Origin of the sequence: Pedobacter sp., from assembly GCF_965249885.1 — a bacterium.
Classification (GTDB): domain Bacteria; phylum Bacteroidota; class Bacteroidia; order Sphingobacteriales; family Sphingobacteriaceae; genus Pedobacter.
Window position 1 is genome coordinate 1,082,187 of record NZ_OZ252254.1, and the last position, 26,949, is coordinate 1,109,135.

Annotated in this window: 25 protein-coding genes; 8 read left to right on the forward strand and 17 right to left on the reverse strand. The window is 37.8% G+C overall.

From position 1 onward, the window contains the following. Window positions 1-65: 65 nt before the first annotated feature. The 3 genes from ACY2A0_RS04595 to recJ all read right to left on the reverse strand — a co-directional run bounded on the left by ACY2A0_RS04595 (window position 66) and on the right by recJ (window position 4,085). Complete coding sequence (locus tag ACY2A0_RS04595; RefSeq protein ID WP_461788385.1) at window positions 66-1,574, reverse strand: GH3 auxin-responsive promoter family protein; 1,509 nt, start codon at window positions 1,572-1,574, stop codon at window positions 66-68. 6 nt (window positions 1,575-1,580) lie between these two features. Beyond that, window positions 1,581-2,315 carry an LPS export ABC transporter ATP-binding protein gene (gene lptB / locus ACY2A0_RS04600; protein ID WP_461788386.1) on the reverse strand — a complete coding sequence of 245 codons (735 nt, stop codon included), beginning with the start codon at window positions 2,313-2,315 and terminating at the stop codon, window positions 1,581-1,583. Between the two features lie 72 nt (window positions 2,316-2,387). After that, window positions 2,388-4,085, reverse strand: coding sequence for a single-stranded-DNA-specific exonuclease RecJ (gene recJ / locus ACY2A0_RS04605; protein WP_461788387.1), 1,698 nt, complete (start codon window positions 4,083-4,085; stop codon window positions 2,388-2,390). Between the two features lie 97 nt (window positions 4,086-4,182). Between recJ and ACY2A0_RS04610 the strand changes: the two genes are divergently transcribed. Further along, entirely contained in the window at window positions 4,183-4,953 is a 771-nt protein-coding gene (locus tag ACY2A0_RS04610) for an MBL fold metallo-hydrolase (RefSeq protein ID WP_461788388.1), read from the forward strand. Here ACY2A0_RS04610 and ACY2A0_RS04615 read toward each other — a convergent pair. Together ACY2A0_RS04615 and ACY2A0_RS04620 are read right to left on the reverse strand one after the other, a co-directional pair. Then, window positions 4,950-5,357, reverse strand: coding sequence for a response regulator (locus ACY2A0_RS04615; protein WP_461788389.1), 408 nt, complete (start codon window positions 5,355-5,357; stop codon window positions 4,950-4,952). The genes ACY2A0_RS04610 and ACY2A0_RS04615 overlap by 4 nt on opposite strands. 135 nt (window positions 5,358-5,492) lie before the next feature. Further along, window positions 5,493-6,080, reverse strand: coding sequence for a YceI family protein (locus ACY2A0_RS04620; RefSeq protein ID WP_461788390.1), 588 nt, complete (start codon window positions 6,078-6,080; stop codon window positions 5,493-5,495). A 406-nt stretch (window positions 6,081-6,486) separates the two neighbouring features. On the opposite strand from ACY2A0_RS04620, the gene mutL reads away from it, so the two are divergent. From mutL to ACY2A0_RS04645, 5 genes are all read left to right on the forward strand, one after another. Further along, window positions 6,487-8,334 (forward strand): DNA mismatch repair endonuclease MutL, encoded by a 1,848-nt coding sequence (gene mutL / locus ACY2A0_RS04625; RefSeq protein WP_461788391.1) that lies wholly within the window; start codon window positions 6,487-6,489, stop codon window positions 8,332-8,334. A gap of 15 nt (window positions 8,335-8,349) precedes the next feature. Further along, complete coding sequence (locus ACY2A0_RS04630; protein ID WP_461788392.1) at window positions 8,350-9,051, forward strand: rhomboid family intramembrane serine protease; 702 nt, start codon at window positions 8,350-8,352, stop codon at window positions 9,049-9,051. After that, window positions 9,044-9,877, forward strand: coding sequence for a rhomboid family intramembrane serine protease (locus ACY2A0_RS04635; RefSeq protein WP_461788393.1), 834 nt, complete (start codon window positions 9,044-9,046; stop codon window positions 9,875-9,877). The genes ACY2A0_RS04630 and ACY2A0_RS04635 overlap by 8 nt, the downstream gene beginning before the upstream one ends. Continuing rightward, the gene (locus ACY2A0_RS04640) at window positions 9,877-11,010 is read left to right on the forward strand and encodes an endonuclease/exonuclease/phosphatase family protein (RefSeq protein ID WP_461788394.1); all 1,134 of its coding nucleotides are present in this window, start codon (window positions 9,877-9,879) and stop codon (window positions 11,008-11,010) included. Before ACY2A0_RS04635 ends, ACY2A0_RS04640 begins: the two co-directional genes overlap by 1 nt. 77 nt (window positions 11,011-11,087) lie before the next feature. Next, entirely contained in the window at window positions 11,088-11,522 is a 435-nt protein-coding gene (locus tag ACY2A0_RS04645; protein ID WP_461788395.1) for a hypothetical protein, read from the forward strand. 15 nt (window positions 11,523-11,537) lie between these two features. Here ACY2A0_RS04645 and ACY2A0_RS04650 read toward each other — a convergent pair whose 3' ends face one another. From ACY2A0_RS04650 to ACY2A0_RS04705, 12 genes are all read right to left on the reverse strand, one after another. Then, entirely contained in the window at window positions 11,538-12,992 is a 1,455-nt protein-coding gene (locus ACY2A0_RS04650) for a M28 family peptidase (protein ID WP_461788396.1), read from the reverse strand. Window positions 12,993-13,128: 136 nt separating this feature from the next. Next, window positions 13,129-14,007 carry a DUF4349 domain-containing protein gene (locus ACY2A0_RS04655; protein ID WP_461788397.1) on the reverse strand — a complete coding sequence of 293 codons (879 nt, stop codon included), beginning with the start codon at window positions 14,005-14,007 and terminating at the stop codon, window positions 13,129-13,131. Between the two features lie 269 nt (window positions 14,008-14,276). Beyond that, the gene (locus ACY2A0_RS04660; protein ID WP_113636464.1) at window positions 14,277-14,489 is read right to left on the reverse strand and encodes a hypothetical protein; all 213 of its coding nucleotides are present in this window, start codon (window positions 14,487-14,489) and stop codon (window positions 14,277-14,279) included. A gap of 62 nt (window positions 14,490-14,551) precedes the next feature. Beyond that, the gene (locus ACY2A0_RS04665; RefSeq protein WP_461788398.1) at window positions 14,552-15,325 is read right to left on the reverse strand and encodes a 5'-nucleotidase, lipoprotein e(P4) family; all 774 of its coding nucleotides are present in this window, start codon (window positions 15,323-15,325) and stop codon (window positions 14,552-14,554) included. A gap of 295 nt (window positions 15,326-15,620) precedes the next feature. Then, the gene (gene atpG / locus ACY2A0_RS04670; protein ID WP_461788399.1) at window positions 15,621-16,502 is read right to left on the reverse strand and encodes an ATP synthase F1 subunit gamma; all 882 of its coding nucleotides are present in this window, start codon (window positions 16,500-16,502) and stop codon (window positions 15,621-15,623) included. Window positions 16,503-16,578: 76 nt separating this feature from the next. Beyond that, on the reverse strand, window positions 16,579-18,153 hold the full coding sequence (gene atpA / locus ACY2A0_RS04675) for a F0F1 ATP synthase subunit alpha (RefSeq protein ID WP_461788400.1): 1,575 nt from the start codon (window positions 18,151-18,153) through the stop codon (window positions 16,579-16,581). 157 nt (window positions 18,154-18,310) lie between these two features. After that, window positions 18,311-18,847: an ATP synthase F1 subunit delta gene (gene atpH / locus ACY2A0_RS04680; RefSeq protein WP_461788401.1), complete on the reverse strand. Its 537-nt coding sequence runs from the start codon at window positions 18,845-18,847 to the stop codon at window positions 18,311-18,313. A 76-nt stretch (window positions 18,848-18,923) separates the two neighbouring features. Further along, a complete protein-coding gene (locus ACY2A0_RS04685; protein ID WP_461788402.1) occupies window positions 18,924-19,418 on the reverse strand; it encodes a F0F1 ATP synthase subunit B in 495 nt (164 codons plus the stop codon). Window positions 19,419-19,507: 89 nt separating this feature from the next. After that, window positions 19,508-19,714 (reverse strand): ATP synthase F0 subunit C, encoded by a 207-nt coding sequence (atpE, locus tag ACY2A0_RS04690; RefSeq protein ID WP_113636474.1) that lies wholly within the window; start codon window positions 19,712-19,714, stop codon window positions 19,508-19,510. A gap of 40 nt (window positions 19,715-19,754) precedes the next feature. Beyond that, complete coding sequence (atpB, locus tag ACY2A0_RS04695) at window positions 19,755-20,936, reverse strand: F0F1 ATP synthase subunit A (RefSeq protein ID WP_461788403.1); 1,182 nt, start codon at window positions 20,934-20,936, stop codon at window positions 19,755-19,757. 17 nt (window positions 20,937-20,953) lie between these two features. Beyond that, complete coding sequence (locus tag ACY2A0_RS04700) at window positions 20,954-21,334, reverse strand: hypothetical protein (RefSeq protein ID WP_461788404.1); 381 nt, start codon at window positions 21,332-21,334, stop codon at window positions 20,954-20,956. A gap of 33 nt (window positions 21,335-21,367) precedes the next feature. Continuing rightward, window positions 21,368-21,580, reverse strand: a complete 213-nt coding sequence (locus ACY2A0_RS04705) for an AtpZ/AtpI family protein (RefSeq protein WP_461788405.1) — start codon at window positions 21,578-21,580, stop codon at window positions 21,368-21,370. 108 nt (window positions 21,581-21,688) lie between these two features. On the opposite strand from ACY2A0_RS04705, the gene porW reads away from it, so the two are divergent. After that, window positions 21,689-24,640: a type IX secretion system periplasmic lipoprotein PorW/SprE gene (gene porW, locus ACY2A0_RS04710; protein WP_461788406.1), complete on the forward strand. Its 2,952-nt coding sequence runs from the start codon at window positions 21,689-21,691 to the stop codon at window positions 24,638-24,640. Beyond that, window positions 24,630-26,876 carry a transglycosylase domain-containing protein gene (locus ACY2A0_RS04715; protein ID WP_461788407.1) on the forward strand — a complete coding sequence of 749 codons (2,247 nt, stop codon included), beginning with the start codon at window positions 24,630-24,632 and terminating at the stop codon, window positions 26,874-26,876. Before porW ends, ACY2A0_RS04715 begins: the two co-directional genes overlap by 11 nt. The last annotated feature ends 73 nt before the right edge of the window (window positions 26,877-26,949 follow it).

Here is a 26,949-nt window from a genome sequence, read left to right on the forward strand (position 1 = left end):
GAACAACAATAGCCAAGCTAAGTACCAATAATTGCTTGTTAATTTGCGCAAAAAAGCCATGGGACTTACAACAACTTTAGGATATCGTCCACGTAATCCCTATTGTTGGCTAAACGTGGAACTTTGTGCTGTCCTCCCAACTTCCCTCTGTTTTTCATCCAATTGTAGAACGTGTCTGGAGGTGCGTTATGCACTTTTGGTCTGCGCAAAGCCATATCTTTAAAGCGCTTGGCATCATAATCAGAATTCACTTCACGAAGCGTTTGATCTAATACATCAACAAACTGTTCAAAGTCGTCAGGTTGTTTTTCAAATTCAATGATCCACTCGTGCCCTCCAGCTTGCTCGCCACTAAAATAAATCGGACAGGCCGTATAATCTTTCACCTTCGCTTGAGTGGTAGAACAAGCTTTAGTCAACGCATTTTCTGCATTATCGATAATCACTTCTTCACCAAAAGCGTTAATAAAATGCTTGGTACGGCCAGTTATTTTAATGCGGAAAGGATAAAGGGAAGTAAAACTCACCGTATCGCCGATCATATAGCGCCATAAACCGCCATTAGTACTTATAATGATTGCATAATTTTTATGTAACTCTACCTGATCAAGCGAAAGCGTTTTGGGGTTTTCATCATCAATGTTTTCTAACGGCAAAAATTCATAGTAAATGCCATAGTCTAACATTAGCAATAATTCCTCGGAGTTAGCCTGGTCTTGAATTCCAAAAAAACCTTCGGAAGCATTGTAAGTTTCCAGATAATACATTTCCGAAGTAGGAATCAGCTCTTTGAATTGCTCTCGGTAGGGCGTAAAGTTAACTGCCCCATGAAAATAAGCCTCCAAATTAGGCCAAATTTCCAGCAAGTTTTTAGCACCAGTTATTTCCATGGCTTTTTTAGCCAAAACGATGGTCCAAGTTGGAACACCAGAAATACTGGTTACGTTTTCTTTGATGGTTGCTTCTGCCATCTTATCCATCTTTTGCTCATAGTTATCCATCAGCGCTATGGACATGTCCGGAGTGCGGTAATACTCTGCCCAAACTGGCAAATTTTTAATCAGCACAGCAGATAAATCCCCGTAATGAATATCCTCACACAGCTCGTTTATTTGATGGCTGCCGCCTAAAACCAAACCTTTACCAGTAAAAATTTGCGCATTAGGCCGGTTGTTGCAATAAATAGAAAGCATGTCTTTTCCACCGCGGAAATGGCACTCTTCTAAAGCTTCTTCAGATACCGGAATAAACTTGCTACGATCGCTTGTAGTTCCCGATGATTTAGCAAACCATTTGATTTCAGAAGGCCAAAGTATGTTTTGTTCGCCTTGCAACATTCGTTCGATGTAAGGCTTCAGCGTATCATAATTTTGGATGGGAACTCGTTCTTTAAACTGTTGTAAAGTTAAAATCGATTTATAGTCGTACAACTTTCCCCATTCGGTATTTTCGGCACTGGCAATTAAGGTGTGCAACCATTCATCCTGTACATCTAACGGGTACTTCATAAAAAGCTCAATTTGATGAATGCGCTTTTTCATGTACCACGTAAAAATAGAATTTACTATTGCCATGTGTAATTATAGGTTTTTTTTACGAAGAACGAAGTTAGATCCTAAATATACTTTACGCACCATTTCATTGGAGGCAAGTACTTCCGGCGTACCCGATTCAAGGATTTTCCCCTCAAAAAGTAAGTAAGCCCTATCCGTAATGGAAAGCGTTTCCTGTACGTTATGGTCGGTAATTAAAATACCTATATTTTTTTGCTTTAGTTTAGCTACAATGCTTTGAATTTCTTCCACAGCAATGGGATCCACACCAGCAAAAGGTTCATCCAACAAAATAAAGTTCGGGTTGGCTGCCAATGCCCTAGCAATTTCAGTTCGGCGGCGTTCACCCCCAGAAAGCAAATCGCCGCGGTTTTTGCGTACTTTGTGTAAACTGAACTCCGTGAGCAATTCCTCCAATTTATCTTTACGCTCTTCCTTATTCAGCTTCGTCATCTCCAAAATTGCCATGATATTATCCTCCACCGATAGCTTACGGAAAACACTGGCTTCTTGTGCCAAATAACCAATTCCTTTTTGCGCTCTACGGTACATTGGATCTTTGGTAATATCTTCTCCTTCCAAAAAAATATTTCCCTCATTTGGCTTAATCAAGCCTACAATCATGTAGAACGATGTAGTTTTACCAGCGCCATTAGGGCCCAACAAACCTACAATTTCACCCTGACTTACTTCAAAAGATACATCGTTAACAACGGTACGTTGCTTATATTTTTTAATGAGATGTTCTGCTCTTAAAATCATTTAATTTTGATTGTTTAGATGGTTGACGTATGGCTCTCTAGTCTTTACTAACTTAAAATGTATACTTCCCACCTAAATTTTAATTCCTTTTATATTCAGTTGTAAACGCCTTTTATCTTTCCAAATGTTTTCTTCTATCGTATAACAAATGGAAAAAAGCTGGTTTGGTTTTAACAAATTCTCAAATTCGCCCAAGTTAAAACCAATAGCGTCAAAAATAGCTGAATTTTGTTGTTTTATACTTATTTTTAAATGTTTTGCACCTACTACTTGTGGAAATCCTACCAAGCTTACCTGATGGCTGATAAACACAGGTGCTAAATTTTGTGGGCCAAACGGCGCCATTTGAGATAAAATCCTGAAGAACTTACCATCAATTTGTTGCAGCTCGATACATGCGTCGATGTTAATTTCTGGAATTAATAAAGATGGATGGATGCTGTTAGCTACCACCTGTTCAAAACGTTCAGCAAACAATGGCAAGTTTTCTGCTGCAATGGTTAATCCAGCGGCATATTTGTGCCCTCCAAACTGGATGAGCAAATCGCTACATTCTACCAAGGCTTCGTACAAATCGTAACCCACTACCGACCTTGCCGAACCCGTATAATTTCCGTTGGAATGCGTTAATACAATGGTAGGCCTGTAGTATTTCTCCGTTAATCTTGATGCTACAATTCCGATTACCCCCTTATTCCAACTGTCTTGGAAAACAACCGTTGTTTTTCTGTTAATTAATACTTCATCCTGTTCAATAATAGCCAACGCTTCTGCGGTAATATCCTGATCAAAACTCTTTCTTTCCGAGTTTTGCAGATTAATCAATGCGCTTTGCTCGTCAGCGATAAAAGCTTCATTACTTAATAACATTTTTACAGCCTCACTGGCATGTCCCATTCTACCTGCAGCGTTAATGCGGGGCGCTAGCATAAACACCACATCCGAAATGCTATAATTTTCGGTTTTACCCGCTATTTGCATTAATGCCTTTAGTCCCATTGATGGCTGATGGTTCAACTTTAGCAAACCATAATAGGCCATTACCCTATTTTCATCCACAATTGGAACAATATCCGCAGCAATACTCACCATGCACAAATCGAGGTATTGTTCGTAAAGTTCGTCGGGCAAATCATTGGCCATGCAATAAGCTTGTGCCAACTTCAAACCAATGCCGCATCCAGCAAGTTCCTTAAAAGGATAGTCACAATCGTTACGTTTTGGATCCAGCACAGCCACAGCATTGGGCAGCTCTTCGCCCGGCAAATGGTGGTCACAAATGATAAAATCGATACCCAAGCCATTGGCATAGGCTATTTTATCAACGGAACGTATGCCGCAATCCAATGCAATAATTAAAGAAAAACCGTTAGCCTTCGCAAAATCTATCCCCTGCGTGGATATGCCGTAACCTTCAGCGTGCCTATCTGGAATGTAAAATTCAATATTGGCAGTGAATTGACTGAAAAACTGATAACATAGGGCGACTGCAGTTGTACCGTCTACATCATAATCACCATACACTAATATTTTTTCGCTGCTAGCAATGGCACTTTGTATTCGTAAAATAGCTACTTCCATATCCTTCATTAAAAAAGGATCATGTAAATGGGCTAACTGAGGCCTAAAAAAATGGCGGGCATCCTCGAACGAACAGATCCCACGTTGTACTAAAATAGAAGCCAAACTACGGTCAATATTCAATTGCTGGGCTAGTTCATCTACGCTCACTTCATCTTTACATTCGCTAATTACCCATCGTTTATTCATAGTTATGGCATTTTTTTTCGTTGTGGGCCTATTGTCAAAGGCTGTACGTATATTTGCAACCTGTAAATATATCATTAATTTTCTTTCGTAAAAAAAGATGGCTATACAAGTTTTCACCCTATCAGAAGGTTCATATTCGGTTGATGCAAGTAAGAAATTTATTCCTTTTGATCCTCAGAAAGATAATCCTAAAGACCGACCTGCATCTTTGTTTATCCATGTACAGCCATTTTTAGTGAAACTGGAAAACAGCTTGGTCCTTTTAGATACTGGATTAGGCTACAGCAACGCCGAAGGGAAATTACATCTGCATGAAAACATCCGTAAGGCCGGGTTCGACCCAGATGATGTAGAGCTGGTATTAATGTCGCACTTACACTTTGATCACTCGGGCGGTATGGTGCATCACTACGATGGCAAAATGGAGCTGAGCTTTCCAAATGCTACCTACGTAATGCAACGTGGCGAATGGGAAACTGCGTTTTCAAGCAAATCATCTTCCTATCACACCGAAATTTTTGATTTCATACAGCGCAATGCTCAGATACATTTAATTGAAGATAGCGGCAAGCTAACTAACGAAATCAGTTATGAATTCACAGGAGCACATTGTCCATACCATCAGGTTTTTTTAATTGAAGATGGGGAGGATAAAGTATTTTTTGGCGGCGATGTGCTTCCAGAACCGGAAGAATTGATCAGAAAATTTGTAGCTAAGTACGATTACGATGGTCGCAAAGCGATGGAGCTTAGGGACAAATTTGGCCACAGAGCAGCAGCGGAAAAATGGAAATGTTTATTTTATCATTCCAAATCTAAAACGCAGGCCTTTGTTGAATTGAACGACGATAAATTTAATATCGTTTAATGTATAGCTCCTAACAGTTCTTTTAATCTATCGATAGATAAAGGCTTAGAAATAAAGCCTTTTACAGATTTGTAACTTTTGGCCTTTTCGATGTCATTTTCATAAACCGATGATGATAGCATGTACATATCATTATCAACGTTCAAGTTAAGCGCCTCATAAGCTTCAATAAATTCCCATCCATTAAGTATTGGCATATTGATATCTATCAAAACTAAATGGGGTAATGCTTGGTTGGTTGCAACAAGTTCTTTAATATAATCTATAGCAAGTTGACCGTTATGCTTAGCACAGATTTGCACGTTATACCCTGTTTTCTCCACAATTTTACTGATGATGAAAATGTTGATGTCGTCATCATCGATAACGAGAAGGTTAATTTGCGAAGAGTGTATAGGTTGCATCTTAGTTTATGAAATACGGCTGTTTTATACTAAGGTATGTTATTTCATAATTGGATTTCAATAAAGATACATTATTTATTTCAAAAAAAAATCCGAGCAAAACTCGGATTTTCTAAACACCTATTTAATAGGAGATTATTTTTTTGCAACTAGGTTTACACTAATAGTGAAATCATCGTAAATAAAGTTATCGCCAATGCTGCTGAAGATAGATTTCGATTTGTATTCGATACCATATTTAGTTCTATCAACTACAATTTTTTCAGCAACAGCACTCACCGATTTGTCTGCATTCCAAGTAACTTTAGCTGGGAAACTCACCGAGTTAGTTTTACCTTTAATGGTTAAATCACCAGTGATTTTAACATCAGCACCTGATCCTTCTACTTTTTTAATTACGAAGTTTGCAGCAGGAAATTTTTCAACGCCGAAAAAATCGTCATTTTTCAAGTGTTTTTCTAAGCCAGCACTTCCGTCAGCATCTTTAATGGTAGTCATGTTAGCTACAAAGCCACCGCCAACTAATTTTTTACCTGCAAATTGTAAAGTACCTGAAGTTAATGCTACAGTACCGTTGTGTGATCCTGAGAATTTTTTACCTTCCCAAGTAACAGTTGATTTAGCCGCATCTACAGTGTAAACATCAGCCTTTGGCGCAAATGCCAAAAAAGAAAAGCTAGCCACTACAGCTAACATTAAAATAGAAGTGATTTTTAGTTTCATATTGATGAATAGTTTAATGGAAGCAAATGTATTTAATTTCCATTCACTTCGTATTGACCTATGTTAAGATTTTACAATTTTGTGTTTGGTTGGTTGTTGGTTGGTTGGTTGGTTGGTTGGTTTGTTTGGTTTTTTAGTTAACTGCGGTTTATCGCTATTATCAACTCCGTGGTTATTGATTATTGGTTATTGGTTCATTGGTCATTGGTCATTGGTCATTGGTTCATTGGTCATTAGTTCATTTGTCATTAGTAGGATTGATTATTGGTTCATTGATCATTAACCATTAACCATTAACTATTAACCATTACACCCCACTCATCTCCTTTAGTATCAACCACATGAAAACATGACTCTTGGTTAAGGCTTATTTTTGTAAATTAGCGGCATTTAGAAAGCGAAATAAATGTCCGATATCATTCAACTTTTACCCGATAGTGTAGCCAATCAGATAGCAGCAGGAGAAGTAGTGCAAAGGCCTGCCTCGGCAGTAAAAGAATTGCTTGAAAACGCTCTTGATGCCGGTGCAGATAAAATACAGTTAATCATCAAAGATGCGGGAAAAGCTTTAATCCAAGTTATTGATAACGGTTGCGGCATGAGCGTTACCGATGCCCGTATGTGCTTTGAACGCCACGCCACCTCTAAAGTGCGAAAAGCGGATGATTTATTTGCGATCCGCACCATGGGTTTTAGAGGCGAGGCCATGGCTTCTATTGCTGCAATTGCGCAAGTGGAGATGAAAACCAAGCGCCACGAAGATGAAGTAGGAACATTGGTTGAAATTGAAGGTTCTTCGATTACCAAGCAAGAACCCATAGCAACAGCTAACGGAACCAGCATTTGTGTTAAAAACTTATTTTACAATACGCCTGCCCGTCGTAATTTCCTTAAAAGCAACCCAACTGAAATGCGCTACATTATTGATGAGTTTCAGCGGGTAGCATTGGCAAAGCCACACATCGCTTTTAGTTTACACCATGATGGTAACGAAATTTACCGCTTGCCAGCCGCTACCATCAAGCAGCGCATTGTACATTTGTTTGGCAATAATTATAACGAACGTTTAATTCCTGTTGAAGAAGAAACCACAATTATAAATTTGAAAGGCTACATTGGCAAGCCGGAATTTGCTAAGAAAACTCGTGGAGAGCAGTTTTTCTTTGTTAATGACAGATTTATCAAGGATAATTACCTGAACCATGCCGTAAATAAAGCTTATCAGGAATTGCTACCAGATGATAATTTTCCTCTGTACGTGTTGTTTATTGATATCGATCCTGCGAAAATTGATGTCAACGTTCACCCTACTAAAACTGAAATTAAGTATTTAGATGAAAAATCTATTTACGCCATTATACATTCTGCCATAAAACGCTCGCTTGGCAGGTTCAACATTAGTCCAACATTAGATTTTAATCAGGAAACGGCCTTTAGCAATATGATTACGCCAAAAGCGCCAGAAGATATTGTTCCGCCTAGCATTTCATTCAATCCCGACTTTAACCCTTTTGGAACACCGAAAACTGCTAGTCCAAAAACTACGTATTTTAAAGAACAATATCAACCAAAAGAGGTGAGCCAAAACTGGAGTTCGTTATACGAGATAACCAGTTACAGCCAACCTGAGCAGACCACTATTGCACTGAACGACGATAAAAATGATGAGCTTATTGCTACTACCAACAAGCAGTACATGCAAATTCACAACCGTTATATTGTGTCGCAAATTAAATCGGGGGTGATGGTAATTGATCAACAGGCGGCTCATGAGCGGATTTTGTACGAACGTTTTTTACTGCATTTGGAAGATCGGAAAGGCGCTTCACAGCAAAGCCTTTTTCCACAAACTGTAAACTTAAGCGCTAGCGATTTTGAACTGGCGAAAAGCTTGTTAGATGACATCAAAAGTTTAGGTTTTGATGTACGAGAATTTGGCAAAAACACGTTAATTATCGATGGTATTCCGGTTGATTTAGGTAGCATTAATATTAACGAAACGCAACTTTTTGAAGATTTAATTGAGGGATTCAAAAACTCTCAGCAAGAATTGAAGTTAAATAAACGCGATGCACTGGCAAGAAGCATGGCCAAAAACAGCGCAATAAAAGCCGGCACAGCATTAAGTCAGCAAGAGATGAACAACTTAATTGATGAACTTTTTGCCTGCAAAACACCTAACTTTAGCATTAGTGGAAAGCCCGCTATACAAACCATTACTTTGGCGGAGCTGGCACAAAAATTTGAAAAATAGAAGTAGCATTACAAAATGAATAACATACAAATACCTCCAGTAGTAAAAAACCTTTTGATCATCAACGGCATCATGTTGCTGGCTTCATGGGTTTTTGAACAGCAAGGCATTACATTAGAGAAATATTTAGCTGCATTTTATTTTGACTCTCCATTTTTTAGCATTTGGCAGCCAATCACTTATATGTTCATGCATGCTGATATCTCTCACTTGTTTTTCAATATGTTTGGTTTGTTCATGTTTGGCGGCATACTTGAGCATAAGTGGGGACCGAAAAAATTCCTCAACTTTTATCTAATTACCGGACTCGGGGCGTTGGCATTGCAGTGGTTGGTACAAGGTTTTGAAGCTTATCAAGTCACTGGAAGTTTCACTAATGATCTTCAGACACTAACTGTAAGCTCACCAAAGGATTTAGAAACATTACGTTCTGTATATTTTGGCCCAATGGTTGGCGCTTCGGGCGCTGTTTTTGGCGTAATGACTGCCTTTGCGGTAATGTACCCAAACATGGAGCTGATGCTTTTGTTTATTCCATTCCCAGTTAAAGCAAAATATTTTATTCCCATTTACATCGTTATAGAATTGTTTTTAGGTGTAGCCCGCATTCCAGGAGATTCTATTGCGCATTTCGCCCATTTAGGCGGTGCACTAATAGGATTTATTTTAGCTAAAATTTGGAAGGATAAAGACAGATTTTACAATTACTATGAATAACAACTTTGGAGATTTTCGGTATCGATTTTTTAAATCGGGCAACCCTGCTATGCTATACATTGCAATTAATGTTATTGTATTTATAGTAGTTGGAGTGGGTAGTTTGTTCTTACCAGCAAACTTGGGAGAGTACTACGTTAATGAATATCTGGCTTTTCCAGCAGATATTGCGCAATGGCCTTTTCGATTTTACACCATAATTAGCTATGCGTTTTTACATGGCGGATTATTACACATTTTCTTCAACCTACTTTGGTTGTATTGGATGGGCAACTTATTTTTAGATTTTTTAAAGCCTCGTCAATTTCAGGTAGTGTATTGGGGCGGTGCAATTGTAGGTGCCTTGGCATTTGCGTTGATATTCAACTTAAGTCCGCAGTTAGACAGTAAAAACGCGACACTTATTGGAGCTTCGGCCGCTGTAATGGCTATTTTTAGCGCAATTGCAACGCTAGTTCCAAATTACAGCGTTCGCTTATTGCTGTTTGGCGATGTGAGACTAAAATATCTATTGTTAGTGTACGTACTCATTGATGTAGTGGGTGTGGCTCCAAAATCGATGAATATTGGTGGCAATTTAGCCCATTTAGGTGGTGCATTATTTGGCTTCTTCTACATTAAATTACTTCAAAAAGGAACCGATCTTAGCAGCTTTCTTGTTAAAAAACCTAAGCTAAAAGTTATAAAAAATGAAAAACCTAAGCAAAAAAGTGCTGCCACAAACCAAGCTGAAATTGACGCCATTTTAGATAAAATTTCAAAGAGTGGCTACGAAAACCTAACAGCCAAAGAAAAACAAACCTTATTCGACGCAAGCAAAAACTAATGAGCCAAAAAGCAAAGCTTCCTTTATTTGATAAATTAATGCTAGTGTTGGCGGTAATTCTGCTGATATTTTTAGCCATGGGCATGTTGGCCGGACAAACTGATCCTAAAAGTAATATCTGGATTGCTTTTGCCGGATTGGGTTATACCTTCGCTTTAATCGCTAATGTGATTTTCGTCATCTTTTGGCTGTTTAGGCGTCAATTACTGTTTGCTTTGGTTACTTTGGCCATCATTCTTCTCGGTTGGAAAACACTTACAGCAACTTATCAATTTAGTGGAGAAGAGGGTTCTAGCAAGAAAGACAGTGAACATTACCTACGTTTAATGACGTATAATGTACATCAATTTAAGAAATACGGAGAGAATAACGACGTTTCTACCAAAGATCAAATTATTAACCTAATTGAAGAACAGCATCCAGACGTGGTATGTTTTCAAGAATTTTTCAGCCGGAAAAAAGGCGAATTTGATTTGGTTGACAGTGTAAAAAAACGTTTGAAATTAAAGCACTATTATTTCGTCCCGTCGGTAGATAATAATTACGAAGCGGCAGGCTTGGCTATATTTTCCCGCTTTCCTATTCAAAATAAAGGTGAAATTTCTTTTGGTGAGTTTGCCGGAAATAGCAGTATCTACGTTGACCTGAAAATTGAAGGACAGGAATTCAGAATTTATAACGTGCACTTCCAGTCCATCTCATTTCAAAAAGAAGACTATGATTACATTGGAAAAGTGGCGAAAATGGATCCTGAGTACAAATCATCGAGAAGAATTGCCAGCATGTTGAAATCTGCCTTTTTAAGAAGAAGTGAGCAAGTGAAATTAATGAAATCGGAAATGCAGCAATGCAAACTCCCTTATATCATTGCCGGTGATTTTAATGACACCCCAGCTTCTTTTTGTGTTACTCAAATTACCGGTTCCCTTAAAAATGCTTTTAAGGAAAAAGGCAGCGGTTTCGGCAAAACTTACAATGGTGACTTCCCTAATTTCCAAATCGACTACATCGCTACCACCAAAAATTTCGATATCATCAATCACCACATTTCTAAAGAAAAACTATCCGATCACTTTCCAGTTAGAAGTGATTTGAGATTGAATTTCACCATGGAAAGTGATGATGCCTATTAAGGGATTACCTCAATATTATTACAACGATAAGTGATTTTTATTTGCTAACTTAACTGTACACAAATAACCCCTATATTATGAAATTTCTATTAACACTCTTATTGTCGGTCATTATGATCAGCAATAAATCAATGGCACAATCAAATGCTGACGAGCTTGTAAATTTGTTTTTTAAAGAATTTGCGAAAGAGGCAAACCAACCAGTTAGCTCCATTCAACAGATTAAAAATAATTTTGATTGGGCTAAGCCGCTACTTCTTAGGAACTATAATAAAGAGATTGTAGACATCTCTCTTGACATGATCGGAAAATATAGCGGAGCACAGCTAATCAACAAACTAAAATTAGCTGACAAATTTTTCATCTATAGCTATGCTATTATTTACAGCGAGCGTCCCCTAAGATTTAAGCTATATGTCTTTGAAGCTAATTCGCAATGGAAAATCAGTAGGATTAAAATTGACGAAGACTTTGATGAAGATGCTTATGCTTTAGCAAGAATTAAAAATTAAAAAACGGGAAGATGCTTAATCTTCCCATTTCCATTCACCAGCTATTTTAAGTGGCTCTTTTAATTTCTGACTTTCCAAAAAAGCTTTCAATTCAGCATCCGAAAATCTTTTCACAGGGATTGTTGGTGTGCTTGCCAAAGCATAGGTAAGCATGGCTGCGTAACGCACTGTATTTTTCATCCCTTGCTGATCAACCAAATGAAAACCATCTCCATCCGAATGATAAAATGGACCAGCATTATTTGGTAGTTTCCCACCCGCACCTCCGCCAGTTGGCACACCTTCTAGCATGAATGGTTGGTGATCTGAATGCAAACCAGCACCTGCCTGGAACATATTTTTAAATCCTGTATCAATTTTAACTACCTGCTCGCCCCACGTTTTAAACAAGCTTTCCATTTCCTTTCTACTGGTCGCAAATCCTTTTGGATCGTTGGTCATATCATAGTTCAACATAAACCGAACCTGATCTAATGTTTTATCTTTTAAACTCTGCGCTACGTAAGCCTTTGAGCCTAACAAGCCTTGCTCCTCGCCCATAAACATCACAAATTCAACAGTACGTTTAGGTTGCAAATTGAGTTTCTTAAAAGTTCTTGCCATATCGATCACAGAAAAAGAACCAATGCCGTTGTCAATGGCTCCCGTAGCTAAATCCCAGCTATCCAAATGCCCACCAACCACAATTTTCTCATTTGGTAACGTACTTCCTTTAATCGTAGCAATTACATTCCGAGCTTTGATCAAACCCGAAAAATTTGTCATATCAATTTGAGCATATTGCGGCGACGCTCTTAGTTTTTCTTTTAATGCCATTCCATCTTCCAAACCGATACAAACTGCAGGAATAGGAATTAATTTTCCAGTCACAGAAGCTGTTCCAGTTAAAAGCACTCCACCTTTCACTTGATTAATGATGATGACACCAATGGCGCCATATTTGGTTGCAATAGCAGTTTTTTCTGATCGGTGTAAGGACGTAGTACCAGCAGGAGAGCCAGGAAGCACACCAATATAAATCAATGCGATTTTACCTTTAACTCTGTCCTTAATCGACTGGTAATCGGCTTCTAGACCGTTGCCTGCGTCTACAATTTCGCCAGTTACATTTGCCTTAACCGGCGAATGTGCCAAAGTTACCGCTTTAACATTAGCTAAATCACTTTGTGAAGCACCTATTTTAACTGACAGTGTTTTACGGTCCCAACTTTCGACCTCGAATGGCTGATAACGAACCTCTAAACCGTAAGACTTAAATAAGTTGTAAGCATACTCCTCCGCTTTTGCTCCGTTAGCAGAACCAGTTAAACGATGGCCGATTTTTTCGGTAGCATCTTTTAAATTTTGATAAGCCTGTGAGTTGGTTTGAACTTCAGTATTAATCTGTTTAAAAACGGGAGAGAAATTGTCTTGAGCCTTTGCATTCCACGTCAGGGAAGCAATTGCAACTGAAAAAATAAGTTTCTTCATTAATTGATATAGTTTAGCTAGGTTGAAGTTAGCAATTTGCCAGAAGATGCACCACGTATCGTTTAAATTTTACAATTGGACTTATACAAAAAGAAGTGGTGTGGCGCACCTAACATTAGCTATTGTTACCTAACTGTTAGTTCGCTGATGGCGGAATGATTGCCTTAGCTTGTTGCTTTTTTGTATAATACCTGATGGTAAAAAAGGCTGTCAATCCTATTAAAAAAAACATCCAAAATCTTGCGACAAATAAAACGAGCTCTTTAAAATAGGACCACCCATCAGTTAAATTTAATCCTAGTCTTCTAAAGAAACTTGGTTTATAATCATAGATGTTATCGTTAGCCACAATCATTGATTTTACGGTGTTATCCTGATAGAAACTCAATGTAATGGTGCTGTACTTCACCTGCTGATCTATCGCTAAGTTTTGAATTTTTCGATCTACATAATCATCCTTTAGGATCAGGGCACTCTGTACGTTAGGACTTTTCTTGGACGCCACCTTATTAATTTGCGTTACAGCCTGCTGTCTGTTTTCTGCCTTTAATTTATTTTCCACATAAGCCAGGCTTCTATCTTCTATTTTTAAGGACTGATTGTCGACAAAAACTGCCATAGCGGCAATTGCATTCGTAAAATCGTCTAAGTGTTCGGAAGGTACACGGGCGGTTAAATAACCTTCAGTGGTATAAGAGGTAATTTCTTTTAGTGAATCTGCACTGAATTTAACCTTTTCGGTATCCTTTACGGCACTGCTGATAGAAAATTCCATCACCAAGCCACCTTGTTTTTTTAACGTTTCACTTAGCTTTTGCTTGGTCTGTTGTACATTGTTAACCCTAAAACGCATATCAGCGGTTTTAGTCATCTTTTCCGTTGCAGTATCAGTTGAACTTAGATCAGCGCTAACGGTATCAGCTGCAGCATAATCAGCCATTTCAGCTTTTTTTTCGGAGTTACAGCCAAAGAAAATCATTGCGGCCAAAGCCACTAAGGCAAAATGTCTTTTCATTTTGTTTAAGGTTTTAAGTGTTTAAATTCCTTTCACAAAACTGTCTTAAGCATGCTAATTCCTTAAGGAAGACAATTTGTAAAGAGTTGTTTTAAGCTTAATGCCTGAAACGGAATAAGGTAACCCATTGCCCAGCTGGCAGCAGACGATTGCTAGTTACCTGTTGAAGGTAACAGTCTGTAATTCAATCAAAATCTTAGGAAAAGGTGCAAAAAAAATCCTTTTGCTATTAACAAAAGGATTCCTTTATATTGAAAAATAATTGCTAATTATTTTGCGTTCAAAATTTTGAAAGCCGTTACGCAGCACATTACGAAACCAAGCGCTAAAATAGCCCACGACACTAAAGATAGCGTTAGCGAATCAAAAGCGAAACGTAAGAATACGCCAATTACAGTAACTACTGTCCATAAAGCAAGTGAAGAATAGATAGCCGAATCGTTGGCTGTTTTCATGCTGTTTTCTCTTTGTTGAGCATCCATGTGAATTCGATTTTATTTTGTTAGGGCAAAAATAATATTTCTTTACTAAAAACCAGTATTCTTTAATAACTTTTCAACTTATCCAAACGCTGTTTAGCTTTTTCCTGCTCGTTAAATTTGCCTTCTTTGTAAAGTAGCTTCTCCCAATCGCCGTACATTGGATTAGGTAGCACAATAAACTTAGTTCCAAATAAATGTTGATTTGCATCCACTTGCTCCTTAGTGTCTTTTCCTTCACGATAAAATACATTGGAAAAATCGCTTAAGTTATCGCCACAAAGCAACAGTACATTGTATTTTTCCAATATCTTGTTTCTTCTTTCCTGTTTATCTGAAGTAGTAGTTTTAGTTAGCAAATGCGCTTCATCTACATACGGAAATCCTAATTTTTTCAAGTTTTCCATTGTGGCAGCTCTATCTGCCGCATCGCGGTTAGTCACATAAAAGGTTTCCACATTTTTACTGGCTGCGAAATTCAAAAAAGATAGTGCTCCAGGTACGGTATCTGCCATCACCTTCGATGTCCAAGCAGTCCAATGAGCGGGAACATAGCTCACACCATTTTTAATTTCGTAACCCTGAAAACGCGAATTATCAATAATCGTCTCATCAGCATCTACAATTACGCAATTAGGTTTGCCATTCTGGTTTTCCCATAGAGCCTCTTTTAAAGACAATCTAGCAAAGTTATAGGCCTGAAAGGCCAAAGCCCTGTACTCGCCACTATATTGCTGCCATAACACGGCATTTGTCCAATCTCTCTCTGGGCCAGCTTTCTGAGCGACTACCATTATTGGCGACGTAAGCAAAGCGATTATAAAAAGTTTTAATTTCATATTTGAATAGTATGATGCAAAGATAAAAAACATAATCGTTTTGGATTGCAATCCGGAAATCACAATCATTTTAGATTAGAAAGTTAAAGCCCATTGTTCACCGTGGGGGAACGAAGTAATATGACTACTACTGTTAATCTATGGCATCTTAATCCTTAGGATTGCTTCGTACCTCGCAATGATGAAGAGACGAAGGCAGGTGATAATTTCAATAAAAAAACCCTCATCGAAAAACGATAAGGGTTTATATTTTTGAGTGATTTGCCTAATGAACCATTGAGCAAATGAACTTATTTTAGCCATTCAACGCTGCTGCGCCACTTACAATCTCCGTTAACTCTGTTGTAATTGCAGCCTGACGAGCTTGGTTATAAGCCAATTTCAATGATTTCAACAAATCACCAGCATTTTCAGTTGCTTTATCCATTGATGTCATACGTGCACCATGTTCAGAAGCATGAGAATCTAAAACAGCTTTGTATAACTGAATTTTGATAGACTTTGGAATCAATTGGGTTACGATTTCTTCTTTGCTAGGCTCTAAAATATAGTCTACATTAGTTTCTTTGGTGCTAACCGCTTCTTCAGATTTTGGAAGAGGTAATAGTTGTTCTGAAGTTAAGATTTGAACGGCAGCATTTTTAAATCTGTTGTAAACTACTTCTACTCTATCGTACTTACCATCTACGAAACCGGCCATGATCGCGTCAGTAATCTTAGTTACATTTTCAAAAGACAGATCGGAATATACCTCATTGTTGTTACCAATTACGTTATAACCTCTTTTCTCGTAAAAATCCTGTGTTTTTTTACCGATTGCAACAATGCTCACATTCCCTTTCTTAAATTGCTCGCTATACTTTTCAGCAATTAAATTATTAGCAGTTTTAATTACGTTCATGTTAAACGCACCAGCTAAACCTCTATTTGACGACACAGCAACAATTAATACTTTGTTTGGCTCTCTCTCTTCGATAAACGGAGATGTTGAACCTTCCAAGCTAGCCGAAAGATTTCCTAAAATTTCTTTCAACTTGGTTGCGTAAGGACGTAATTGAACAATTGCATTAGTAGCACGCTTCAACTTAGCAGCTGATACCATTTTCATTGCTTTGGTAATTTGCTGAGTTGACTGCACCGAGGCAATACGATTTCTTACTTCTTTTAAATTGGCCATTTGTTAGTATTTAGTAGCCAGTATTTAGTAATTAGACCAAAATCTAACTACTAAATACCAAATACTTATAATCTAATTAATATTTACTTGAAATTTCTTTTGCTACAGTTTCCAATACACCGGTAATGGTATCATCAAATTTACCAGCTTTTAATGCTGCTAAGGTTTCTGGATGACGCATTTCTAATGCTTGTAAATAGTCAGCTTCAAATTCTCTAACCTTGTTTACAGGTACGCTACGCATTAAGTTTTTAGTACCTGCGTAAACCATAGCTACCTGATTTTCTACCTTAAATGGCGTAAACTGTGCTTGTTTTAAGAACTCTACGTTACGAGCACCTTTATCCAATACAGATTTAGTTGCAGCATCCAAATCAGAACCGAACTTAGAGAAAGCCTCTAGCTCACGGTATTGTGCTTGGTCTAACTTTAATGTACCAGCCACTTTTTTCATTGATTTGATTTGTGCGTTACCACCTACACGTGATACCGAAATACCTACGTTAATTGCAGGACGGATACCAGCGTTGAACAAGTTCGACTCTAAGAAAATCTGACCATCAGTAATTGAAATTACGTTAGTAGGGATATATGCAGAAACGTCACCAGCTTGAGTTTCGATAATTGGCAATGCGGTTAATGAACCACCACCTTTTACCAAATGTTTAATCGACTCTGGCAAATCGTTCATGTTTTTAGCGATATCATCGTTAGCGTTGATTTTCGCTGCTCTTTCTAACAAACGTGAGTGTAAGTAGAAAACGTCACCTGGGTAAGCCTCACGACCTGGAGGACGTTTCAATAATAAAGATACCTCACGGTAAGCCACAGCTTGTTTAGATAAATCATCATAAACAATTAATGCTGGACGTCCAGTATCACGGAAGAACTCACCAATAGCAGCGCCAGCAAATGGAGCATAGAACTGCAATGGAGCAGGCTCAGCAGCACTAGCAGAAACTACCACTGTATATGGCATAGCACCGTTCTCTTCTAAAGTACGTACAATGTTTGCCACTGTACTTGCTTTTTGACCGCAAGCTACATAGATACAGAAAACTGGCTGACCAGCCTCATAAAATTCTTTTTGGTTGATAATGGTATCGATACAAACCGCAGTTTTACCAATTTGACGGTCACCAATAACCAACTCACGCTGACCACGACCAATTGGAATCATTGCATCAATAGCTTTGATACCAGTTTGTAGAGGCTCATTTACTGGCTGACGATAAATTACCCCGGGAGCTTTACGCTCTAAAGGCATTTCATAAGTTTCGCCTAAAATTGGACCTTTACCATCAATAGCTTCACCTAAGGTGTTCACAACACGACCAAGCATGCCTTCACCAACTTTAATCGAAGCAATTTTTTTAGTACGTTTAATGGTATCACCTTCTTTGATCTCGTCTGATGGGCCTAATAATACCACACCTACGTTATCTTCCTCAAGGTTCAATACAATTCCTTGCAAGCCGTTAGCAAACTCTACAAGCTCACCACTTTGAACTTTGGTTAAGCCGTAAACACGAGCAATACCATCGCCCACTTGCAATACCGTACCAACTTCTTCAAGTTCAGCTTCTGATTTGAAGCCGGCCAATTGCTGTCTGATAATTGCCGAAACTTCGTCTGGTCTTACCTCTACCATAATTTTATGTTATTTTGATATCTTTTTCTAAATGTAATTTCTTACTCTTTTGTTATTTCAGTCCCGATTTCACATCGGGATTATAATTGCTATTGCTGTAGTTCTTTTGTTATCGCTGTATCTTCAAATTTCAATACTCGATACCCAAATCTCTCTACTAACTAGCAAATTCCTTTTTAAGTTTAGCTAGTCCGCTAGCAATACTAGCATCAAACTGTTTATCGTCAACTTTTAAAATAAAGCCACCAATTAAAGCCGGATTTATTTTCTCTTTAATCACCACTTCACTAGCGCCAAGTTCCTTTTTAACCAAAGCAATTACTTCAGTTTTATTAGCCTCAGTTAACGCAGTTGCCGAAGTTACCTCTGCTGTTACCACTCCTTTAATTGCATTGTATTGAGCAACAAACTGCTTTGCAGTGTCAAATAAAATTGCACTACGGCCTTTGTTAACTACCAGTTTCAAGAAACTTTCGGTAATGGCATGTACTTTACCACCAAAAACACCGTGTAAAATACCCTGTTTTTTATCTAAAGGCACTATTGGGTTTTTCAATATGGCTTCTAACTCTGGACTGTTATCAACCGTTTGTTCAAAAAACACCATGTCATTGTTCACTTCTTCAATAGCATTTTGCTCTTTTGAAAGATCCAATAATGATTTTGCGTACCTAGCTCCTGCTTTACTTGACATATTTTTTAGTTAAAAGTTGAAAGTGAAAAGTTAAACGACTAGCGATACTTTAAACTTTAAACCTTGTACTTTAAACTTAATTTAATTCAACGTCCTTCAACAAATTGTTAACTAGCTCTTGTTGTTTTGCTTTATCATCTAATTGTGTACGCAAAACACGCTCAGCAATATCTAAAGATAAAGCCGAAACCTGACCTTTTAACTCTGCCAAAGCAGCTTTCTTTTGGTTTTCAATTTCGATACGAGCTTTCTCTATTAACTTCGCACCTTCTACTTGCGCTTGATTCTTAGCTTCGTTAACGATATTATCTTTTAAAGCTTTAGCTTCTTTCAAAATTTGGTCACGTTCTTCACGAGCTTGTTTCATCAACTCCTCGTTTTGAGAACTCAAACGACTCATTTCTTGTCTAGCCAATTCAGCTTTGTTCAATGCATCATCGATACTTTTCTCACGATCGTGAATTCCTTTCATGATTGGCTTCCAAGCAAACTTCGCCAATAAGAAAATCAATAAAAGGAATGCGATACTATTCCAAACCAACAATCCAATTTCAGGAACTAATAAATCCATTTTGTATGATTATATTTTTTTATGTTAAACTTTTAAACAAGCACCTTAACGGCAACCCCGAAAAGGTGCTTATCTTTTTTCTTCTTTGATTAATTTGCGATCAAAGAAACTACTACTGCGAATAACGCAACAGCCTCGATAAAGGCAGCAGCGATAAGCATAGCAGTTTGAATTTTTGAAGCGGCTTCTGGTTGACGAGCGATTGATTCCATCGCAGAACCACCAATTTTACCGATACCTAATCCAGCGCCAATTGCAGCTAAGCCTGCGCCGATTGCAGCTAATGTTCCAGTCATTTTTCTGATTTATTTATATTGTTTAACAATTATGTTCTAATTAATGATGCTCTTCTACCGCCATACCAATAAATAAGGCTGATAATGTTGTAAAAATGAAAGCTTGAATGAATGCTACTAAAAACTCAATCAACCCAATAAATACAGCAAAGAAAATAGATGCAGGAGCCACCGCTATCGAGTTAAAAATGAAGATCAAACACAATAACGACATCACCAAAATGTGGCCCGCAGTAATGTTAGCAAACAAACGAATTGCCAATGCAATAGGCTTAGTTAGCGTACCAATTAACTCCAATGGAGCTAAGAAAATTTTCATCGGCACAGGAACACCCGGCATCCAGAAGATGTGCTTCCAGTAATCCTTATTACCTTTAAATGTTGTAATCAAATAAGTACAAACCGCTAAAACAGCAGTCATAGCAATATTACCTGTTACGTTAGCACCACCCGGGAAGAAAGGCACCAAACCCAACATGTTATTTAACCAGATAAAGAAAAACACCGACAATAAGTAAGGCATGAACGCCGCATACTTATGTCCAAGGTTTGGTCTAGCAATATCATCACGAACAAACATAATGATAGGCTCCAAGAAAGACTGCATCCCTTTTGGCGCTTTGCCAGCTCTCTTTTTATATGCTGAAGCTACCGAAATAAATACTACTAAAAGCACTACTACCGACAGCAACATACTAAACACGTTTTTAGTGATAGAGAAATCTAGCGGCCTAACATTAGTTACAACCTCCTCTCCTTTTTCATCAGCGATATGCGAAACATAAGAACCATGCGCATCCGCCTCCGCATTAGCGTAGTAAATCTTGTTATGAGCAATAGCAAAACGTTGTCCGTTCTTTTCAACAACTACTTTACCCGCATCATCAAAATTAAAAGCAGACGAACTAAACGTAACTAAACCGTTGTTAGTCCAAAGGATAATTGGCAAATGCAAGTGCAAACCATGCTCGCCATGACCCCAAATAGTAAAAAAGTGACTATCACTGATGTGATGAAAAATAAAAGAGGTAATATTGAAACCTTTTTCTTCTTGTTTATGCTCTTCGCCATGGGCAGCAGAAGCAGCTACTTCCTGACCATGATGAGCTACGCTATCAGTTTGCGCAAAAGCAGTAGCTCCAAATCCTAAAAACGCAGAAAAAAGCGTAAAAACAACAATTAGCCTTCTAACTTTCGACACAAAAACTCGGTTATAATCCATTTACTCGCAGATTTTTACTATTTATTTTGGTGGCGCAAGTTACGTAACAAACCTAATATTTCAAAGAGGGTAAACAATAAATATAAAGAAAAAAAATTGAGCCCGAAAACAAGGTTGGCGTCAGTCCGTTTTAAACTGTAAATCAGCACGAAAGACATGGCGAACAACATTTTTATGATTACAGCACCTAAAATTGCAAATACGCCAGTTTGGGGATTTCTTTTCATTCCAAAATCAGCTAATAAATAGGCTAAAAAGGTGAGAATTGCCAAAAAGCCGTAAATAAGCCAAAAATGGGGAGTAATGGCTTGGGGCCAAAATTGATTTATACCTAGCGCAGCACCCGCCAGTACTAGCAGATAGAAAAGATAGTAGAGAATGAATTGCAATAAAGTCACTATTTTTTTCTTACAAAAGTAGGTAAGCTTTTTCTATTTTTCTTTATTCAATGATTTAACTACCTGATAAAGCGATGCAGCGGTGCCAAGCAACCCCAATATGGCCGTAAAAATATAGTTGTCATTTTGCTGATGTTGATCAATTTTATATCCTACAAAAGCAAATAGCCCTATCGTGATTAGCATTTGAAAGCCAACGGCCGTATATTTTACAAAATTAGAAGCTGGTTTGGGTTGATTGTTCATTTAAAACATTTATGATTTAGTAAATTATACTTCAAATTATTAAGTTTATATTGCCGAATAAAATATTTTTGCAGATATATTGTTATATACAAAATAACTTAAAACCTTTTGAATACCTACAGCAAAAACAATTACTGTATCTTAATTTGTAGCATCCTGCTGATCTTCTTTTACGGATGTTCTTCTCAAAAAGATACTATGGCCAATAGAAAACTCCAAAATCTATCGGCAAGATATAACCTTATTTATAATTCCAATGTTTTAATGGATGATTATTTAGAGGGAATTAATCAAAGCAACAAAGAAAATTTCGACAGCTTTTTACCTATATACTACGCACCTCCAATGGCGGAAGTTGCAACAGCTGGTATTAAAGTGAAACAACTTGATGAGATCGACCAGAAAGCACGTACGATAATTGCCGAAAAAAACTTTAGTAATTATATTGACGACGCTTATATCTTATTAGGTAAAACTAATTTCTATCAAGGAAAATATTACAACGCTAATGCTTACTTTGATTACGTAGCTAAAACTTACCAAAAAAATCACAAGATTTATTTGAACGCTTTAACTTGGAAAGCCAGAAGCTTGCTACAATTGGATGATGTGGATGGAGCTGCAAAAATAATCGATACTGTAAAAATAGAACTTGATTCTGTAAAGAGGGGAAAAGCCGAAGCTTTGGCTACTATTGCACAATTTAACATGATAAAAGGCGATGAGCCACAAGCTATCAATTATCTGGAAAAAGCTCTTAAAGTTGGCACAAATACCCTGAATAAAATACATTGGACTTACACGCTTGCGCAGCTATATGAAAATCAAAAGCTTTATGACAAAAGCTTGGCAAGTTATAGAAAAGTAGAAAAGAGCAATGCCGCTTTTGATATGTATTTTAATGCGAAATTAAGCCGTATTAGAGTTTCGGAGCAGATAAATGGCAAAGATTTTGATCGGAATTCGGCATTATTGAAAATGCTGAAAGATGACAAGAACACTGACTTCAAAGATCAGATATATTATGAAATTGCCGACGATTACTACGCGAACAATGAATTTGGAAAAGCTGAAGAATATTATAATTTATCCATAAGAAATAGCACTACCAACAATGTCCAAAAGGCGCTTTCTTATCTAAAAATTGCTGACTTAAATTTCAAAAACTATAACGATTACGTAGCTGCGAAACAATATTATGATAGCACTGCATTGACTTTGCCCAAAACCCATCCACTTTACAATTCGATAGCTAACAAAGCGCAAAATTTAGCGTACTTACAACAACGTTATGAAGCGATCGCTCTACAAGACACCTTACAACGTATCGCATTATTACCCGCTGGAGAACGTCCGTTAGCTTTATCTAACTATTTTACTGCTTTGGAGCAACCCAAGTTATCCGTAAACAATGGAAGCTCAACTGTGGGGCAGCAAAGTACAAGAACCGGCGGAACATCATTTTCTTCCGGAAATAGTTCTTTTTATTTTGCAAACGCTAATGCAATTAGCAGAGGCTTTAATGAGTTTAAGAAGCGTTGGGGTAACAGAAAATTAACACCGAACTGGAGACAAAGCAACAAATCAAGTCAAGAACAAACGGAAGCAGCCATAGCCGTTAACGATGGCATTGGTGCTTTACCTCAAAATCCAGATAACGCACAATCAACTCCAAGCACTAACAAATCTACTTTATACCTAGATTCCTTACCACTAACTCCATATCAGCTCGAAATTTCAAATCAGAAATTAATTAACGCCTACTTGGAGATGGGAAGCTTTTATCAACAAGTACTTAACGACAAACCCGAGGCAATTAAGACCTATCAGGTTTTATTAAAAAGGTTTCCAAACAACAATAAGTTAGACATGATCTATTATAGTTTGTATTTGGCTAACCAAGGTACCGATAGTAGAAAAACAGAGGAGTATAAAAACCTAGTTTTAAGTAAGTATCCTAACTCAGTTTATGCAAAAACAATATTAGACCCGAACTTTTCGGCAAAGCAAAACCAGCTGGAAGCTACCTTGAATAGAGAATACGAAGCCTTGTTTGGAAAACTACAAGAGAAAGAATTTAATAATGTGATTACAGGGGTAAATGCCATTAATCAACGTTTTCCGGGCAATGTTATGGAAGCGCAGTACGCTTATTTAAAGTCCATCGCTATTGGCAGAACCGAAAATGTAGATCGATTATTAGCTGCATTTGCTGAAATAGCGGAGAAGTATAAGACGGATAAATTGATAAAACCATTAGTTGACCAGCACATTATTTACATCAATGCTCATTTGTCGGAATTCAAAAAAAGAAAAATCGCTTTGTTGAGCTATGACCCTAATGAACTACCTTTTGCAGAAAATAAAACTGGCATCAGGATAAATGAGCCTATTATTGCTAATGTACTTGACCCTAGTGGCAATAAGAAAATTTACGTAGCACCGCCACTAGAGAAACTAATTGAAAAGCCACAGGTAAAAGAACCGGTGGTTGCTAAGGCAGAACCTAAACCAGAGCCAAAGGAACCAATAAAAGAGGTGAAAAAAGAGCCCGTGGTTACACCTATTGAGAAGAAGAAAGATTCGGTGATTGTGAAAGTACCTGAAGTTAAAAAAGACAGCGTTATCATTGCTACCGTACCTAAAAAAGACACTGTTGCTATCCCTGCAACAAAAACAGAGCCTGTAAAAGAAACGCTGTTTAATCCAGCTTCATCAAAAAATTATTACGTAGTGGTAGCCGTTAATACAACAAGCGTAAATGTAAGCAGTTCACGTTTCGGCATTGGTCAGTTTAATAGAGGAAACTATGCTGGCAATAATTTACGACATCAGCTCAAAGAGCTTGATCAAGACCAATTAATCATTGTTGGCGACTTCAATAGCATAACTGAAGTACAACAATATTATCAGAATATAAAACCACAATTAGGCAGAATTATGAAAGTACCTGCCGCTAATTATACTACCTTTGCTATTAGTAAGGAAAACCTAGAAAAAATCATTAACCGCGACACTTTAGAAAGGTACATTAGATACATCAGTAACAATGAACTATAGTAACAATAGAAGAAACAGCACTTTAACACCAGAATTAATAAAGAAATACAATTGGCGAATTTGGAAAGCACTAATTTTTGGTGTGGTAGCATTTGCCATCTTTATTTTAATGATAGGCTTTGGCGTTTTTGGAGATATTCCTTCATTTAGAGCTATCGAACACCCAAAAAGCAACGAAGCTACCGAGGTAATTTCTGAAGATGGAAAGGTATTAGGCACCTATTTTGTTAAAAACCGATCGAATGTTAACTATAGCGAGATTTCGCCAAATGTGATTAATGCACTTATTGCAACTGAAGATATCCGTTTTCGTTCACATTCCGGTATCGATTTTAAACGTACATTCACCATTTTCCTTTATGCATTAACTGGAAAAAAGCAAGGTGGTAGTACCATTACCCAACAGCTAGCATTGAATCTTTTCTCTGAAGAGGGTCGAGCAAAAAATTTCTCCAAACGTATCATTCAAAAGTTTCAAGAATGGATCATCGCTATTAAGCTGGAACGTAATTATACCAAAGAGGAAATCATCACGATGTATTTAAACACGGTTGATTTTGGCAATAATGCTTTTGGCATCAAATCAGCAGCAAGAGTGTACTTTAACACTACTCCTGATAAGTTAACGATTCCGCAGGCAGCTGTTTTGATTGGATTGCAAAAGGGTATCACCCGTTACTCCCCTACTAAAAATCCAGAAAGATCTTTAGAGCGTAGGAATACCGTTATGGCGCTAATGGTGAAGGAAGGATATATCAGTCAGGATGAATTTGCTGGTGAAAAAGAAAAGCCTTTGAACCTACATTTTAATGCAGCAAGTAATAATGATGGCATTGCACCTTATTTCAGATCGGTATTAAAAAGTGAGATTAAGAAAATTCTCGAGGAAAGATCAATTAACAAAGCTGATGGTACGCCGTACGATTTGGACAGAGATGGACTAAAAGTGTATACTACAATCAACTACGACATGCAAGTGTACGCTGAAGAAGCGCAAAAAGAATACATGAAAACGCTGCAAGATCAGTTCAGCAAAAGTTGGAAAGGGAGAAATCCTTTTAGAGGAATGGAAAAATTGATTGATCAGGGCATAAAAAGATCTGACAGATACAAGGCATTGAAATTGGAAGATAAATCAGATGATGAAATTAATACTGATTTTAACACCCCTACCAAATTAACCATATTTACTTGGAAGGGAAATATCGATACGGTAATGAAACCCATCGACTCTGTAAAGTATTACAAGCTATTGCTTCGTAATGCGATGATGGCGATGGATCCAAAAACGGGAAATATCAAAGCTTGGATTGGCGGTATCAACTTCGAGCATTTTAAATACGACCAAGTAAAAGTAGGTACCCGCCAGGTGGGCTCAACTGCTAAGCCATTTACGTATGCCGTTGCTATTGAAAATGGCTATTCGCCATGTTTAAGTGTACCAAACGAACCAGTGACCATTGAAGGTTATGGCAAGCCTTACACTCCTGGAAACTCTGGAACGCCACTTCCGGGCTCAATCACCTTGCAGAAAGCCTTAGCTTATTCGCAAAACTATATTGCAGCCTACCTTATGAAACAAGTTGGTCCTACTGCAGTAGTTAACGAAATCAAAAAAATGGGAATTACTAGCGATGTGCCTGCCGTTCCTTCTATTTGTCTAGGTACTTTCGATGCCTCCATTTATGATATGGTTGGTGCTTACGGTGTATTTGCCAATAAAGGTGTCTGGACTCAACCGAATTTCATTACTAAAATTGAGGACAAAAACGGAGTTGTACTTTACGAAAGCAAGCCAATCATCAAAGTGGCAATGAACGAAGAAGTGGCTTACGTGATGACGCGTATGTTGCGTGGTGTAGTAACTGGAGGAACCGGTTCCCGACTAAGCTATAAGTATAAAGTCAACGCTCCAATAGGTGGTAAAACAGGAACGACCCAGAACAACTCCGATGGTTGGTTTATGGCTATTACACCTGATTTGGTAGCCGGCGTGTGGACAGGTTGTGAAGACCGAGCTATCCACTTTACCAGTACAAGTTATGGTGAGGGCGCTAACTCTGCACTGCCAATTTACGCAGGTTTTATGCGACGTGTATATGGCAACCCTAATTTAAAAGTAGGAAAAAATGACTTCGAACCACCAACCGGTGGGGTGAGCATCGTGTATGATTGTAATCAATACCAACAACAGGAACAAACTCCTACTGAATTAGACAAAAAACTAGGTTTCTAGTAAATTAATATCCAATAAGACCTCGTAGGCTTCATAAACCTGCGGGGTCTTATTTTTTTATACGCAACCAATT

Excerpts from the sequence above, each read along its gene's own strand:
- ACY2A0_RS04595 (WP_461788385.1), bottom strand. The coding sequence starts at position 1,574 with ATGGCAATAGTAAATTCTATTTTTACGTGGTACATGAAAAAGCGCATT.
- lptB (WP_461788386.1), bottom strand. The coding sequence starts at position 2,315 with ATGATTTTAAGAGCAGAACATCTCATTAAAAAATATAAGCAACGTACC.
- recJ (WP_461788387.1), bottom strand. The coding sequence starts at position 4,085 with ATGAATAAACGATGGGTAATTAGCGAATGTAAAGATGAAGTGAGCGTA.
- ACY2A0_RS04610 (WP_461788388.1), top strand. The coding sequence starts at position 4,183 with ATGGCTATACAAGTTTTCACCCTATCAGAAGGTTCATATTCGGTTGAT.
- ACY2A0_RS04615 (WP_461788389.1), bottom strand. The coding sequence starts at position 5,357 with ATGCAACCTATACACTCTTCGCAAATTAACCTTCTCGTTATCGATGAT.
- ACY2A0_RS04620 (WP_461788390.1), bottom strand. The coding sequence starts at position 6,080 with ATGAAACTAAAAATCACTTCTATTTTAATGTTAGCTGTAGTGGCTAGC.
- mutL (WP_461788391.1), top strand. The coding sequence starts at position 6,487 with ATGTCCGATATCATTCAACTTTTACCCGATAGTGTAGCCAATCAGATA.
- ACY2A0_RS04630 (WP_461788392.1), top strand. The coding sequence starts at position 8,350 with ATGAATAACATACAAATACCTCCAGTAGTAAAAAACCTTTTGATCATC.
- ACY2A0_RS04635 (WP_461788393.1), top strand. The coding sequence starts at position 9,044 with ATGAATAACAACTTTGGAGATTTTCGGTATCGATTTTTTAAATCGGGC.
- ACY2A0_RS04640 (WP_461788394.1), top strand. The coding sequence starts at position 9,877 with ATGAGCCAAAAAGCAAAGCTTCCTTTATTTGATAAATTAATGCTAGTG.
- ACY2A0_RS04645 (WP_461788395.1), top strand. The coding sequence starts at position 11,088 with ATGAAATTTCTATTAACACTCTTATTGTCGGTCATTATGATCAGCAAT.
- ACY2A0_RS04650 (WP_461788396.1), bottom strand. The coding sequence starts at position 12,992 with ATGAAGAAACTTATTTTTTCAGTTGCAATTGCTTCCCTGACGTGGAAT.
- ACY2A0_RS04655 (WP_461788397.1), bottom strand. The coding sequence starts at position 14,007 with ATGAAAAGACATTTTGCCTTAGTGGCTTTGGCCGCAATGATTTTCTTT.
- ACY2A0_RS04660 (WP_113636464.1), bottom strand. The coding sequence starts at position 14,489 with ATGGATGCTCAACAAAGAGAAAACAGCATGAAAACAGCCAACGATTCG.
- ACY2A0_RS04665 (WP_461788398.1), bottom strand. The coding sequence starts at position 15,325 with ATGAAATTAAAACTTTTTATAATCGCTTTGCTTACGTCGCCAATAATG.
- atpG (WP_461788399.1), bottom strand. The coding sequence starts at position 16,502 with ATGGCCAATTTAAAAGAAGTAAGAAATCGTATTGCCTCGGTGCAGTCA.
- atpA (WP_461788400.1), bottom strand. The coding sequence starts at position 18,153 with ATGGTAGAGGTAAGACCAGACGAAGTTTCGGCAATTATCAGACAGCAA.
- atpH (WP_461788401.1), bottom strand. The coding sequence starts at position 18,847 with ATGTCAAGTAAAGCAGGAGCTAGGTACGCAAAATCATTATTGGATCTT.
- ACY2A0_RS04685 (WP_461788402.1), bottom strand. The coding sequence starts at position 19,418 with ATGGATTTATTAGTTCCTGAAATTGGATTGTTGGTTTGGAATAGTATC.
- atpE (WP_113636474.1), bottom strand. The coding sequence starts at position 19,714 with ATGACTGGAACATTAGCTGCAATCGGCGCAGGCTTAGCTGCAATTGGC.
- atpB (WP_461788403.1), bottom strand. The coding sequence starts at position 20,936 with ATGGATTATAACCGAGTTTTTGTGTCGAAAGTTAGAAGGCTAATTGTT.
- ACY2A0_RS04705 (WP_461788405.1), bottom strand. The coding sequence starts at position 21,580 with ATGAACAATCAACCCAAACCAGCTTCTAATTTTGTAAAATATACGGCC.
- ACY2A0_RS04715 (WP_461788407.1), top strand. The coding sequence starts at position 24,630 with ATGAACTATAGTAACAATAGAAGAAACAGCACTTTAACACCAGAATTA.